12 protein-coding genes are annotated in these 14140 nt (G+C 45.4%); 8 read left to right on the top strand and 4 right to left on the bottom strand.

Features of this window, described 5'->3' with window-relative positions:
* The first annotated feature begins 28 nt into the window (after positions 1-28).
* Both V7S65_RS07715 and V7S65_RS07710 read left to right on the top strand, forming a co-directional pair.
* Positions 29-796 carry a carboxylesterase family protein gene (locus tag V7S65_RS07715; protein WP_336388637.1) on the top strand — a complete coding sequence of 256 codons (768 nt, stop codon included), beginning with the start codon at positions 29-31 and terminating at the stop codon, positions 794-796.
* Between the two features lie 6 nt (positions 797-802).
* Complete coding sequence (locus V7S65_RS07710; RefSeq protein ID WP_336388638.1) at positions 803-1744, top strand: alpha/beta fold hydrolase; 942 nt, start codon at positions 803-805, stop codon at positions 1742-1744.
* Positions 1745-1822: 78 nt separating this feature from the next.
* Here V7S65_RS07710 and V7S65_RS07705 read toward each other — a convergent pair whose 3' ends face one another.
* The 4 genes from V7S65_RS07705 to V7S65_RS07690 form a co-directional block, all read right to left on the bottom strand.
* Positions 1823-3229 (bottom strand): right-handed parallel beta-helix repeat-containing protein, encoded by a 1407-nt coding sequence (locus V7S65_RS07705; protein ID WP_336388639.1) that lies wholly within the window; start codon positions 3227-3229, stop codon positions 1823-1825.
* Positions 3230-3786: 557 nt separating this feature from the next.
* Entirely contained in the window at positions 3787-5043 is a 1257-nt protein-coding gene (gene metK, locus V7S65_RS07700; RefSeq protein WP_079467428.1) for a methionine adenosyltransferase, read from the bottom strand.
* 21 nt (positions 5044-5064) lie between these two features.
* Entirely contained in the window at positions 5065-6426 is a 1362-nt protein-coding gene (locus tag V7S65_RS07695) for a DUF4270 family protein (protein ID WP_079467429.1), read from the bottom strand.
* 97 nt (positions 6427-6523) lie between these two features.
* The gene (locus V7S65_RS07690; protein WP_079467430.1) at positions 6524-7342 is read right to left on the bottom strand and encodes a glycogen/starch synthase; all 819 of its coding nucleotides are present in this window, start codon (positions 7340-7342) and stop codon (positions 6524-6526) included.
* A gap of 110 nt (positions 7343-7452) precedes the next feature.
* On the opposite strand from V7S65_RS07690, the gene panC reads away from it, so the two are divergent.
* The 6 genes from panC (at position 7453) to panB (ending at position 13960) form a co-directional block, all read left to right on the top strand.
* On the top strand, positions 7453-8316 hold the full coding sequence (gene panC, locus V7S65_RS07685; RefSeq protein WP_336388640.1) for a pantoate--beta-alanine ligase: 864 nt from the start codon (positions 7453-7455) through the stop codon (positions 8314-8316).
* A 115-nt stretch (positions 8317-8431) separates the two neighbouring features.
* Complete coding sequence (gene panD, locus V7S65_RS07680; RefSeq protein WP_079467432.1) at positions 8432-8776, top strand: aspartate 1-decarboxylase; 345 nt, start codon at positions 8432-8434, stop codon at positions 8774-8776.
* A 50-nt stretch (positions 8777-8826) separates the two neighbouring features.
* Positions 8827-9837, top strand: a complete 1011-nt coding sequence (locus V7S65_RS07675) for a lysylphosphatidylglycerol synthase transmembrane domain-containing protein (RefSeq protein WP_336388641.1) — start codon at positions 8827-8829, stop codon at positions 9835-9837.
* Between the two features lie 134 nt (positions 9838-9971).
* Entirely contained in the window at positions 9972-12116 is a 2145-nt protein-coding gene (gene ppk1 / locus V7S65_RS07670; RefSeq protein ID WP_079467434.1) for a polyphosphate kinase 1, read from the top strand.
* A gap of 45 nt (positions 12117-12161) precedes the next feature.
* On the top strand, positions 12162-13049 hold the full coding sequence (locus tag V7S65_RS07665) for a Ppx/GppA phosphatase family protein (protein ID WP_079467435.1): 888 nt from the start codon (positions 12162-12164) through the stop codon (positions 13047-13049).
* A gap of 95 nt (positions 13050-13144) precedes the next feature.
* On the top strand, positions 13145-13960 hold the full coding sequence (gene panB, locus V7S65_RS07660) for a 3-methyl-2-oxobutanoate hydroxymethyltransferase (protein ID WP_336388642.1): 816 nt from the start codon (positions 13145-13147) through the stop codon (positions 13958-13960).
* Positions 13961-14140 lie beyond the last annotated feature (180 nt).

Raw genomic sequence — 14140 nt, 5'->3', positions numbered from 1 at the left:
AGGCAGATTACCGAAAATAAAATCAAGAATGAAAGTATTTCTTATTATCACGTTTATGCTGCAGACGGTATTACTGTCTGCACAGGACCTGAAACCATTCAAACAGATTGAGGTGCAGATTACGCCCTGGCACCGCATCCCGGCGCTGCTGAAGCTACCGGACAATCTGAAAGGCGGAAAAAGATACCCGTTACTTATTTGTCTTCATGGCAGAAGTATTGCGGGTACTGATATTACTAAAATCTTCCGGCAGGGCGTAGCGAGACAAATGCATGAAGGAAAGAATATTGATGCCGTTAATAAAGTGGATGGCAAAAAATATGAGTTTATTGTAATGGCGCCGCTGGCCACCAGTTGGTCACTTGGTCCGGAACACCTGGATGCGGCGATTACGGATGTATTGAAAAAATACCCGATCGACTCGTCCCGTATTTACATCACCGGGTACAGTGCGGGCGGATGGTCTGTTGCGATGGCCGTAACCGATAAAAGAACGGCAAAGCGCGTGGCCGCAGCCGTGAACATGTCTCCTGCCACTATTGATGCAGAGAACCTGAAAAGTTTCCAGGTAACTGCGCAGAACAATATTCATGTATGGTATTTCGGTGGCCGTGAAGAACCCGTGTTTCTTGGCAACTGTAAACTTTATGCGGATAGCACAAACAAATACAAACCGGGGCTAACCAAACTAAGCATCGGGGAGCATAAACACTGCTGCTGGGAACAATATTACAACCCTTCCTACCGGGAAGATGGTATGAATATTTACGAGTGGCTGCTGCAATTTAAAAGATAATCCCGTATGCCCAGGGTCGCTAAATGGATACTATCACTGGTGGGTGGCATTCTATTGCTGCTGACAGCGGCTTTCCTGTTCATTAAACACGGGCAGGAAACCGCGCCTCTTAATGAGCACACGCGCAAATCTGCACCGGGGCAGTTCATACGCCTCGAACAGGGACTTGTACATTACAGCCTGTATGGCCCGGACACCGCCCCGTTGCTGGTATTGATCCACGGAGGTGGCTGCAGTGGCATGGAAGTATGGAAGTTTAACATCCCCTATCTCCTGTCCAAAGGCTACCGGGTGCTTACTTATGATCTTTACGGCAGGGGCTATTCCGACCGGCCGGAAACGGTGTATGACCTTGGCCTGTACCGGAGGCAACTGATTGCTTTGCTGGACACATTACAGCTTCGCCAGTCATTTGATATGATCGCAATGTCAATGGGAGCCCCTATCGGGCTGGATTACGCCGCCGGCCACCCGGAACGTGTAAAACAGATCATATTGCTGGGACCAGCTGCCAGCGGCGACCTTCAGCCCAGCAGGTTGTTGCGGATCCCGGTTATGAGCGATATTTTAATGAGTGGTTACTGGTATCCCCGCTCAGTGGAGAACCAACGGAAAGAATTCGTCAATCAGCCGCTGTTTAACAGCTACGCGGAGCGGTTAGAATATTTTATAAATTTCAGGGGGTATAAGCGTATCACGCTGTCGTCCTGGATGAACATGCTGAATCAAAGCCAGCTTTATTTACTGAAGAAAATACCAGCCGGAAAAATATTACTCATCTATGGTAAACAAGACCCCTTTTTCTCAAAAGAAAAATTAAGTTCTTATACTGCTTTATACCCAACTTTAGAAGTACATGAAGTAGACAGTGCCGGGCATATGCCTCATTATGAGCAACCACAGGAGGTGAATGAAATGATGTGGAAGTATCTTGAAGGAAAAAAATAATGCCCGGTAAAAAAGAAAACAGCCGCCCGGATAACCAGGGCGGCTGTTTCATTATAGCATATTGCTGAATTGTCCGGATTAGTTTGTTCTATAGCCCGTGGTCAGCAATGCTGAACCGGATTTAGGCTGATAGAAATTGTTGGTGTCCACACCAGCATCCGCCACTGTTGCAAATTTGGAATTGGCATCTGCGCCGGTTCCTTCTGTAACAGACGCTCCATTTTCAGTGTATATATAGGCATTAGGAACGATTGTGCCGCCATTTACACGTGGTTGAATGAACGCGTTATCTTTAACGATCTGCGCTGCAGTCTGGCCGAAATAGCCGTTAATACGGAGAGACACGCCACCGGTTCTTGCAATGGTGTTGTTGGTGATTTGCACCACTGCCTTGTCGGTTCCTCTCAGGCTCACACCATCTCCCTGGTTATCTCTCAACAGGTTGTTATGGATAATGTGTGTGGCGCCATTTTCGCCGGATCCGTAAAACTGGATCAGTTCACCCCATCCATCGTGTACATAGTTGTCGTGCACGTTGGTGTTGGTAGTACGGCCGCCAATCAGGATGCCGCCGTTATGACCTGAATTATGCTGACCACCCCAGTTAGTAACGGTGTTGCCATATATTTCCAGTTTGTCGATAGCGGCAGTCTGGATACCGTCTGCACCACCATTTGAAACACTATTGTTATAGATCTTTACATTGCGCCATTTAATGGGCTGCACATACTCCTGTCCGCTGGTAAATCCTGAAGGAGCACCATAGTAAGGGGCATTAGCAGTGAGGTTCCAGTAAAGGGCAGTATGACCAATATAGAATGCTTCGTTGTTGGTACCGCTGATAGCCACATCGTGGATCAGCAGATTCTCCATGTAGGAATTAGGATACTGTGTGCTTACATCGCCCTTTACCGGGTCTGTTTTAGCCCATATCCCTGTGCCGCCGTTACGTATGGTAACATTGGCGATCTCAAAATTATCGGTGTGCTTGCTGAGCGTAAAGTTAAAATATGCTTCTCTGCCTGCCTGGGTACTTCCTTCTACTACAAACTCAGATTTTGATTTTTCACCACCCGCTTTCACGTAATGGCAGTTTACAAAACTGATGGCTGTAGACCAGGAACCACCACTCCAGGATGGATTACCTATTTTAACTACGGTGCCACTGGCGTTTTTAACAATGATAGGGCTGCCTGAAGCGCCTTTCAGGTTATTAAAAACGATAGCAGAAAATGTTCCTTTCAGATTCAAAATTTCCCCGGCTTTGTAAATGCTCCCATCTACAACCAATCTCCCGTCTTTGTCGGGAACAAGCGTGTATTGCTTCCCGCCGACAGGGGGCTTTGCAGCAGTTTCAGTTGGATTATTTTCCGGTAGTACCTGGCTTAATTGATCCTTATTGCAACTTTCAGTTGTGATGACTAAAGCCAGAGCAACGGATACGAATGTAAACATAGACAATCGTGCGGTAATGTAGTGCCTCATGGTTTTTCAGATATTATATGGTTTCAATAAAAAGCTCACAATTACCCATTGGTAAATTGCAAATTGATTCAAGTGATATGGATTCGGTCATTCAAAAAATAATGCACTGCATACAATTGTCTCCGGAAACAATTTAAACGGTCCATTTTAATTTATGGCTGCGAATATCCAGAATTTTGGATATAAAACAGCATCTTAACGGACGTCCACCGCGAAATATTATATGCCTGAAAAAGGGCTTTATGAGTTACAACGGATTTCAGGAAACGAACTGACGTCTTTATGCATTTATTCCCAAATGGGCCGATCCGATAATGCGCTTGCCAGTCTTAAAACGTAGGCCAATCAATAATATTACTATTAAATATACTATAAAATCAATAGTAATATGTAACTTTTTTTGAACTTTTTATAAAAAAATTGAAAAACTTTTCCACATTCTAAAAATGTGATAAAATGAAGCACAAATGAATAAAAAGGTACAGGCTCTAAACAAAAAAGCCGTCTCAATAGTTGAAACGGCCAGTTTGTAATTATATATAATACTTCCGGGGTGATTATAAACCGAAAGCTGCTTTTACTTTGTCAACGTAATCCAGCTTCTCCCAGGTAAACAGCTCAACTTCCACACTCTTCTCGTGTTTCTTGCCTTTGTTGAATACTTTGGTAACCACCTTAGGTTCGCGGCCCATGTGACCATAAGCAGCAGTTTCGCTGTAGATAGGGTTGCGCAGTTTCAGTCTTTGCTCGATCGCATAAGGACGCAGGTCAAAGATCTCTTCAATCTTCTTTGCAATCTCGCCATCGTTCAGTTTCACTTTGGAGGTACCGTTGGTGTTTACATAAATACCGCATGGTTTAGCTACACCGATTGCGTAGGATACCTGTACCAGTATTTCGTCGCACACACCTGCAGCCACCATGTTTTTGGCGATATGACGGGTTGCATAAGCAGCGGAACGGTCTACTTTGGAAGGATCTTTACCGGAGAAAGCGCCACCACCGTGAGCACCTTTACCACCGTACGTATCTACGATGATTTTGCGGCCGGTTAAGCCGGTATCACCGTGAGGGCCACCGATTACAAATTTACCGGTTGGGTTGATATGGTGATTGATATCAAAGCCTTCAAACAGTTTTTGCAGTTCCGGTTTCAGCTGTGCTTTTACGCGGGGGATCAGGATATTGATCATATCTTCCTTGATCTTTGCCAGCATTTTCTCATCAGCATCGAAATCATCGTGCTGGGTAGAAATTACGATAGAATCGATTCTTACCGGTTTATTATCATCAGAATATTCGATGGTTACCTGGGATTTGGCATCCGGGCGCAGGTATTTGATTTCTTTATTTTCACGACGGAGTACAGCAAGTTCCAGCAACAGTTTGTGTGCCAGATCCAGTGCCAGCGGCATGTAGTTTTCTGTTTCGCGGGTAGCATAACCAAACATCATACCCTGATCTCCAGCACCTTGTTCTTCCGGAGATTTACGGTCAACGCCCTGGTTGATATCCGGAGATTGTTCATGTATGGCAGAAAGAATTCCACAGGAATTCGCTTCAAACATGTACTCACTCTTGGTATAGCCAATTTTACGGATTACTTCTCTTGCAATGTCCTGCACATCAAGGTATGCCTCTGATTTCACCTCACCTGCCAAAACAACCTGGCCGGTAGTTACAAGCGTTTCACAAGCTACTTTAGATTTTGCATCGTATGCCAGAAAGTTGTCGATCAAAGCGTCAGAGATCTGATCAGCTACTTTATCAGGATGTCCTTCTGAAACGGATTCAGATGTAAATAAATAAGGCATAAAAAACTGGGATTAGTAGTTTTATGGTTTAGTGTAAATAATTCTGAGCTTGATATTATACTGTGACAGGTTACTACCACCTACTTTCACACGGTTCAGATCCATGTACAACGGCGAATATCCTTCAAGTTTGAAACCCTTGTTGGGGTCCAGTTTCCTGATAAACCGCTGCATGGTATTGGCGAGGTTAAAGGTGTATTGCACCACCTGTACGCCTCCAAAGTTGGTAATCACCTGGCGGGTGCCGCCGAAATAGGCTGCGCCTCCACCTGTATAATAGTCTGCGGGGATCTTGGTGGTATCACCGTTTGTATACTGGCGTAAAGATAAGCTTCCTGGTTCAATAAATATATTATTCATATCACTTGGGCCGGAAGTTATTTGTGTAATCACCAGCTCAGCTTTATTGATCAATACATTCGGGAAGTTTTCCAGACCAGGTATCGTCAGGTTGGTAAACAGCCCTGGTGCGGCGTTCAGGAAGAGGATACTATCCCCGTTCGGGTTGCTGGTATTGATAAACCTGGCGGCCTGTGAACCATTGTAATTACGGGTGAAGTAATTGGCATGGGCGCTGGCATACTGATCGAACGACATGGTAGCGCGGAGCGAATCGGCTGTAGTGTTTTTGTAGAACACCGTCAGCTTCGTGTTGGTATTGTTCAGGTTCAGGTAAATCATGTTCCTGTTGGTACCGAGGTTGGTGTCCGGTACAATGGCGAATCCTTTCAGGTAAGCGCGGAAAGAGGAATCTGTGGCAAAAGCGCCATCAGACTTCTGGCTCAGCAGCTGATTACCGAAAGCGGTGCTCAGTTTAATACGCAGCTGGGCGGTTTCCTTGGTACCGTAAACGCTTACGGAGTCACGGAGCGACAGTGGCGTAACGGTAGCAGTACCCAGTAGCTCTCCCGGGTTATAAGCCAGGGCTTTGTTATAAGCGTAATTGGAGTCGATGGTGAACCCGGTTTCAGCCATCCGGTACACCCGGAAGGTTTGAGGTGAGGAAGAATCACCGGTATAGCCGCTGTAGCTCAGCGACAATACAACGGAATCCAGTGTTTGACCGGTACCTTCAAAGGTAAAGGCGCTTTTGGGTAACGATACCTGCGTGTATACGAAAGCGTGAGTTCTCCCAAAAACAGGGTCGGTGGTAACAGATCCCAGGATTTTATTATAGGCGTTTTGTCCGTTTAAAATAGAGGAATCATACCGGAGTATGTTGTTGGCAATAATACCTGTGAGCGTTGTGTCCTGTGCATTCACAAAATCGCCGGGAGGAATTAAACCACTTCCCAGGATAGTGGATTTGTTACAACCGGTTGCTCCGTACAGCAGAGTAATATAGGTAGCTAAGAAGCTAAGGTTCCTGAAATTGATCTTCACGCGTTATGTTGTTAGTGAGTATTGGTTTTACTGCCCGAACATGCTTTTAATACGCTTTAAATACGCTTCAACTACGCTTTAAAGGTGGACTTGATGGTTATTTACCCAGCAGTTGATTATACAATTGCAGGTAATCGCCCAGATCATCGTTGTCTTTTTTAAACGGCAGAATGATCTTCCCTTTTTCCGCTTTCACTTCGTCCACTACTTTCTTTTCCAGTTTATCACCGGCCAGTACAACTGCGTCCGCGTATTTTGCCGCTCCCCTGTTCAGCGCAGTGTTGGTACCTTCCTTAAACAGTTCCATATCTTTTTCCTTGATCTGGTTACTGATTGTGGCCTTCTTAACAAAGGTAGTGCCTAACTTTTCCTTGAATGTATTGGGAGTCAGCGAATATATGATCTTTGAATTGGCAAAGACAGGCTCTTTTTTGTAAGCCGTTTTCAGATACATAGGTATCAGAGAGGTCATCCAGCCACTGCAATGAATGATGTCCGGAGGCCATCCGAACTTTTTCACCGTTTCCAGGGCTCCTTTGCAAAAGAAGACAGCTCTCGCTGCGTTGTCGTCAAAAAACTCTTCGTTTTCATCGGCAAACACAGTTTTACGCTTAAAATAATCTTCATTATCCAGGAAGTAAACCTGCAACCGGGCGTTTGGAAGCGAAGCCACCTTGATAATCAATGGGTAATCATCCCCGTCAATCACAATGTTGATCCCCGACAATCTTACGACCTCGTGCAAACGGTGTCTTCTCTCATTAATAATTCCAAATCTAGGCATGATCACTCTCACTTCCAGGCCAGCCTCATTGGACTTAATTGCCATTTTATTGACCATTGCCGCGTAATCACTCAATTCCAGGTACGGCGACATCTCTTGGGCAATAAAAAGAATTCTTTTCTTTGTGGACATTTAACGCTGATTATTAATGCAGTAATTTTTAATTTGGCTTGCAAAATTACGGATTTTTTACGGAATATTGGTCAATCTGTCAGTTTTAACATCCTTTTAAGCAATGATTTATGTATCTATTTAAGCGCAGCGCGGACCTGAAGAAGCACCTGGACCTGGTAAGAAAAAGCAACAAAAGCATTGGTTTTGTGCCCACTATGGGAGCCCTCCATGCCGGTCACCTGTCACTTATTCAGGCAACCCGGCAAAAAAATGATGTGGTCGTTTGCAGCATCTTTGTCAATCCAACTCAGTTTAATGATCCAAAAGATTTTGAAAAATATCCCATCACAATAGAAGAGGATATAAAAAAATTAAATAATGTATCGACAGATATACTTTTTTTGCCATCCGTAGAGGAAATGTATCCTGAAGGTCTGGAAAGCGATCTGCATTATGACTTCGGCGACCTGGAAACTATCCTTGAAGGCAAATTCCGCCCAGGGCATTTTCAGGGCGTGGGTCGTATTGTACACAAGTTACTGGATATTGTGCAACCTGACCAGCTTTTTATGGGACAAAAAGATCTGCAGCAATGTCTTATCATCCGCCGGCTCCTCGCCATAACCCATTCCCCGGTAAAGCTGGTGGTGTGTCCTACCGAAAGGGAAAAAGATGGTTTGGCCATGAGCAGCCGCAATGCGCGCCTCTCTCCCGCTGCCCGGAAAAAAGCTGTGGGGATCTACCAGGCCCTCCTTCACATAAAAGATAACTTCGGGAAAGGCCTTCACTTTATGGAAGGCGCCCATGAAGCTTTTGATACACTGAAAAAACAAGGCTTTGAACCGGAATACGTGGATATCCTCCGGCTGGATAATGATACCCTCGTTCCCCTGGATCAGCCGCCCGGAAATGCTACCGTAGTTGTTGCCGTTGCAGCCTGGCTCGATGGCGTCCGGCTTATCGATAATATGATACTGCAGGGCAGCCTCTAACCTTATCCTGCAAGGGATGCAGCAGACACTGCACTACTGCTGCATCCCCTGTTCGATCTTCCATATTTTTTCCCTAGCTTTGCAAACGCTCTATAGCGCTAAGCCAGTATAAATTATGCAAATCGAAATTTTAAAGTGTAAGATTCACCGCGCGGTTGTGACGGAAGCCAATCTGCAATATGTTGGAAGTATTACGATTGACGAAGACCTTATGGACGCCGCTGGTTTAATCGAGTATGAAAAAGTGCAGGTATTAAACGTAAATAACGGAGAACGCCTGGAAACCTATGTGATCAAAGGAAAACGTGGTTCAGGTGTGATCTGTATGAATGGTCCCGCTGCCCGTCTTGTTGCCCCAGGTGATATAGTAATTATTATTTCCTATGCCACTATGGATTTTGAAGAAGCGAAAAAATATACGCCTGTTGCCATTTTCCCCAAAGAAGGAAATAAACTGTAAACCCGTATCTGTACCTGTTTTTAACTAACGCCCTAAAACAACTTTGGATCATGCCCAAAACGCTTAAGAACGTCATTAAGTTTATTTGCTTTTTCGGCATCGGGGTGATGTTGATATGGCTTTTTACCAAAGACATCACAACAGAACAATGGGAACAGATCAATACCGCTTTCCGTAAAGCCAATTACTGGCTGCTTATACCCACCATGACCATCGGTATTGCCAGTCACTGGTTCAGGGCCGTAAGATGGAAACTGCTGATGAAACCACTGGGTCATCAGCCCACCACACTAAATACCTTTTTTGCGGTAATGGTAGGCTATCTTGCCAACCTCGCGGTACCCCGCCTGGGAGAAGTAACCCGCTGCGGGATACTGGCCCAGTATGAAAAAGTGCCGGCCGACAAACTCGTAGGCACCATGATCGCGGAACGCGCAGTAGATATGGTTTGCCTGCTCCTGCTCATGGCCCTCACCGTGCTCACCCAGCTGGATGTTCTCGGCTCCTATGTCAACGAATCGATCTTCGTACCGGTATCCAACAAAATAGCACACGCCAATGGTATACAACTGCTGATAGGCATCGTTATACTCGCCGGCGTAATACTGCTTTTACTCTGGCTACTGAAAAAATTTGCCAGATCCAAAGTAGCTATCACCATTAAAAACCTTGCAAGAGGTATCATGGAAGGCATTCTTTCTATCGGCAAAATGGAAAAGAAAGGCTGGTTCCTGATACATACGGTGTTGATCTGGTCCTGCTACCTGTCGCAGGTATACATCGGGTTCTTTTGTCTGAAAGAAACCAGCCACCTGGGCATCAGCGCAGCTCTCGCCGTACTGATGATTGGTAGTGTAGGCATGATCGTTACCCCCGGCGGTATTGGCGCTTACCAGCCCCTGGTACAGAAATCACTGGAGCTGTACGGCATCCCTTTAGCTATCGGTTTTGCCTTTGGCTGGATCATCTGGGTGGCACAAACAGTGCTGGTGATCCTGCTCGGCTTCATCAGCCTGGTGGCCCTACCTGTTTACAATAAAAAACTTCCTGCACATAGTTAAGTTAAGCGAAGGGAAATCCCCTTCGCCACATTCTCCCCTATTTTCTTTAACTTTAATTTAATACTTCAATTAAAGCGAAAGCTGTATCATCGTGGTTTAGACGATGTGATTTTTTTGAATGTAAATAAGTTCGTATGCGTTTGCCGAATGGTGAGAACCTTGATATTATGACAATGCCCGAAGTAACAGTACCAAAAAAAACAACCAAGAAGCCCCTTACAGAGAAGAAGAAAATGATTGCCAGGGATATCAGCTGGCTCTCTTTTAATGCCAGGGTTTTACAGGAAGCAGCAGACAAAACCGTTCCATTGCATGAGCGTATCCGCTTCTTAGGCATCTTTTCCAATAACCTCGATGAATTTTTCAGGGTAAGAGTAGCTACCCTCAAACGCATGATGTCTTTCGGTAAAGCCGGAAAAATGCATCTCGAAGAAAATCCTGATAAAATACTGGATGAAATACAGGCCCGTGTAATTGAGCAACAGCGCGAATTTGACCTGGTGTGGAAAGATATTGCGGAAGAACTGGAAGCCCAGCACATCTTCATGCGAACGGAAAAGCAGCTTAACCGCGAGCAACAGAAATTTGTACTCAACTACTTCAATGAACAGGTACGCACCAACATCATCCCCCTGATGATTGAAAGCATACAACAGTTCCCAATCCTGCGTGATAAATCTATTTACCTGGCTATTGTACTGGCCCGCCAGGATAATTCTGTACGACAAAAATTTGCACTCATAGAAATACCTACCACTGTACTTCCACGCTTTATTATCCTGCCCTCCAAACCCGGAGAACATGATATCATCCTGCTGGAAGACCTGGTACGCTTCTGCTTACCCAATATCTTTTCCTATTTCGGTTACGATAAATTTTCCGCACACATCATCAAAGTAACGCGCGATGCGGAACTGGATATTGATAATGATATTTCCGACAGTCTTATTCACCAGATTGAAAAAGGACTGAAAGACCGTCGTAAAGGCAAGCCGGTAAGGTTTGTATATGACAAGGACATAGACCCGCTGCTGCTGGAATACCTGATGCGCAGACAGGGCCTCTCCGGAAAGGATAACCTGATACCAGGCGCCAGGATCCATAACTTCAAAGACTTTATGGATTTCCCGGAATCCATCTTCCCGCCTCATTTACACCGTAAAACCTTTACCCATCCGCTGTTTGTTAATGCGCCCAGCGTAATGCATGTAATACAACAGCAGGACGTAATGCTGCACTTCCCCTATCACTCGTTTGATACCATCATCGACCTGCTGAGGGAAGCCGCGATAGATCCGAATGTATCTTCTATAAAAATAACTGCGTACAGGCTTGCCCGTAATTCCAAAATAGTGAATGCACTGGTGAATGCCGTACGTAATGGTAAACAGGTAACCGTAGTGCTGGAGCTGCGTGCGCGCTTTGATGAAGCCGCCAACCTCGACTGGAAATCAAGACTGGAAGAGGAAGGCGTGAAAGTGTTACTGGGTATCCCGAATATGAAGATCCACGCCAAACTGTGTGTGATCAAAAAACGGATTGGTACCAAAACACTGCAATGCGGCTTTGTAAGCACCGGTAATCTCAACGAAAGAACAGCCAGGGTATACGGCGATCACTGCCTGCTCACCACCAACCGCGCTATCATTGCCGATATGAACCGCATCTTTTCCTACCTGGAAAACGTCCGGCATGATATCAAAATCCTGCAGGGCTGCAAAACCCTCCCGGTTAGTCCGTTTAACATGCGCGATACCTTCCTCCGCCTGATGGACCGGGAAATCAAGAATGCGAAGCATAAAAAGAAAGCGGCTATCACCATTAAAATGAATTCACTTTCTGATGCTGGCCTCATCACCAAACTGTATGAAGCCGCGAAAGCCGGCGTGGAAGTAAAGATGGTAATAAGAGGTATCTGTTGCGCCTATACGGAAAATAAAAAGTGGAAAAAGAATATCACCGCTGTGAGCATTGTGGATGAATACCTGGAACATGCCCGCGTATTTATTTTTCACCACGGAGGACAGGAAAAGGTATACATTGCTTCGTGCGACTGGATGATCCGTAATCTGGATCACCGTGTGGAGGCTGCTGCTCCTATAACGGACCCGGCTATACGCAAGGAACTGATAGACATCATGAATATTCAGCTCAGCGGTAATGTAAAAGCCCGTATACTGGACAACGAGCAGAAAAATGAATATAAGAAAGCAGGTGATAAAAAGATCCGTACACAGATAGAGATCTATAAATACCTGCACGAAAAAGAATACCATTAACTTTAAAAAGTTATACTTTTGCCCTTTTGATCTAACGACTGACAGATGAAATTAGCTGCGATTGATATAGGCTCCAATGCTGCCAGATTGCTCATCTCTGAAGCATCGCCGAATAGTGCGGGCGTAATGGACTTTACCAAGCTAAACCTGGTAAGAGTACCGTTACGGCTGGGTTTTGACGTATTTAACAACCAGGTTATTTCAGACAAAAAGGCCACACATCTTATTGATACCATCCGGGCCTATAAGCTGCTGCTGGATGTATACGAGGTGAAATATCTCAAGGCATGCGCCACCTCAGCCATGCGCGACGCCAGCAACGGCGTGGGTATCCTGCAGGAGGTAAAAGCACAAACCGGCATCGATATACAGATTATTACAGGGCAGGAAGAAGCTGCTTTTATTTACGAAAACCATGTGGCTGAAAACATGGATAAAACAAAGTCGTACCTCTACATCGATGTAGGCGGCGGCAGCACAGAAATCACCCTTTTCAGCGCAGGCAAACAAATCTTTAAAGAATCCTTTAATATAGGCACGATCCGGCTGCTGCAGCAACAGGTAACCGAAGCGCACTGGCAGCAGCTGAAAGACTTTCTGAAACAACAACTCAAAGGCATCGGCCCCGTGATTGCGATCGGTTCCGGCGGTAACATCAATAAAATATTCTCTCTCTCTAAACGAAAAGAAGGCAAGCCCCTTTCACTGGATACGCTGAAAGACTATTACAAGGAGTTCAGCGCCTTCACCGTGGAAGAACGTATTCACCTGTACGGCCTGCGGGAAGACCGCGCCGACGTGATTGTTCCCGCCCTGCAGATCTATGTAAATATTATGCGCTGGGCAGATACGCCGGAAATATATGTACCCAAGATAGGACTTGCAGATGGCCTTATTCACGCCCTTTATGAGGAGATCGCGGTGAGTTCCTGATCCCCGGCCGTACATAAAAAACATTTTCTTTTATCTTTTTATATTGCCACCTTTGCGGTTATTGCTAACAGCTAAATGCTAAAAGCTCACTGCTTATGTCTGTGAATAAAGAAATAAAGCGTGTCACTACGCATATACTGCAGAAGATGAAAGTAGACGGGGAAAAGATCTCCATGCTTACTGCGTATGATTATTCTATGGCCCGCATTTTTGATGATGCAGGCATTGATATCCTGCTGGTGGGAGATTCTGCATCCAATGTAATGGCGGGTCATGAAACCACCCTTCCTATTACGCTGGACCAGATGATCTATCATGCCGCTTCCGTAGTCAGGGCTATTAAACGCTGCTTTGTGATCGTGGATCTGCCCTTTGGCTCTTACCAGGGGAACTCCAAAGAAGCATTGGGATCTGCCATCCGTATTATGAAAGAAACAGGCGCCCACGGTATCAAAATTGAAGGCGGCGAAGAAATCATTGAATCCGTAAAACGTATCATCTCCGCCGGTGTTCCGGTAATGGGCCACCTGGGACTTACGCCCCAGTCGATTTATAAGTTTGGTACCTATGCCGTACGCGCTACGGAAGAAGCAGAAGCCAATAAGCTGATCAAGGACGCGAAACTGTTGCAGGAAGCCGGCTGCTTTGCCATTGTACTGGAAAAGATCCCGGCATCACTGGCGAAGATCGTTGCTGAAACCGTGGAAATTCCCATCATTGGCATCGGTGCAGGCAGGTATGTGGATGGACAGGTACTGGTAATGCACGATATGCTCGGCATTAATAAGGAGTTCAAACCACGTTTCCTCCGTCGGTATCTCGACCTTTACAACCAGATCTTTGGCGCCACCCAGGCATACATCAATGATGTAAAATCCAAAGATTTCCCGAATGAAAATGAACAGTACTGATTAAATGATAAGTAAGAATGACGGATTTGCAGAGAGATCATTATCTCCATACAAATTCGTCATTTGTATTTAATATAAATTCCCTATATTCGCTTCGCACTTTATAAGTTGAATGAACTACCTGTTAAACATACAACTCTCTTTACTCTCCTATCTGCGGAGCACCTGCTCCCATGTGCC

The sequence above is a fragment of the Chitinophaga sp. CCNWYY40 genome, from assembly GCF_037483205.1.
Taxonomy (GTDB): Bacteria; Bacteroidota; Bacteroidia; order Chitinophagales; family Chitinophagaceae; genus Chitinophaga; species Chitinophaga ginsengisegetis.
This window is presented reverse-complemented; position numbering and strand designations above follow the sequence as displayed.

Excerpts from the sequence above, each read along its gene's own strand:
- V7S65_RS07665 (WP_079467435.1), top strand. The coding sequence starts at position 12,162 with ATGAAATTAGCTGCGATTGATATAGGCTCCAATGCTGCCAGATTGCTC.
- panD (WP_079467432.1), top strand. The coding sequence starts at position 8,432 with ATGCAAATCGAAATTTTAAAGTGTAAGATTCACCGCGCGGTTGTGACG.
- ppk1 (WP_079467434.1), top strand. The coding sequence starts at position 9,972 with ATGCGTTTGCCGAATGGTGAGAACCTTGATATTATGACAATGCCCGAA.
- panB (WP_336388642.1), top strand. The coding sequence starts at position 13,145 with ATGTCTGTGAATAAAGAAATAAAGCGTGTCACTACGCATATACTGCAG.
- V7S65_RS07690 (WP_079467430.1), bottom strand. The coding sequence starts at position 7,342 with ATGTCCACAAAGAAAAGAATTCTTTTTATTGCCCAAGAGATGTCGCCG.
- V7S65_RS07715 (WP_336388637.1), top strand. The coding sequence starts at position 29 with ATGAAAGTATTTCTTATTATCACGTTTATGCTGCAGACGGTATTACTG.
- V7S65_RS07710 (WP_336388638.1), top strand. The coding sequence starts at position 803 with ATGCCCAGGGTCGCTAAATGGATACTATCACTGGTGGGTGGCATTCTA.
- V7S65_RS07705 (WP_336388639.1), bottom strand. The coding sequence starts at position 3,229 with ATGAGGCACTACATTACCGCACGATTGTCTATGTTTACATTCGTATCC.
- V7S65_RS07675 (WP_336388641.1), top strand. The coding sequence starts at position 8,827 with ATGCCCAAAACGCTTAAGAACGTCATTAAGTTTATTTGCTTTTTCGGC.
- metK (WP_079467428.1), bottom strand. The coding sequence starts at position 5,043 with ATGCCTTATTTATTTACATCTGAATCCGTTTCAGAAGGACATCCTGAT.
- panC (WP_336388640.1), top strand. The coding sequence starts at position 7,453 with ATGTATCTATTTAAGCGCAGCGCGGACCTGAAGAAGCACCTGGACCTG.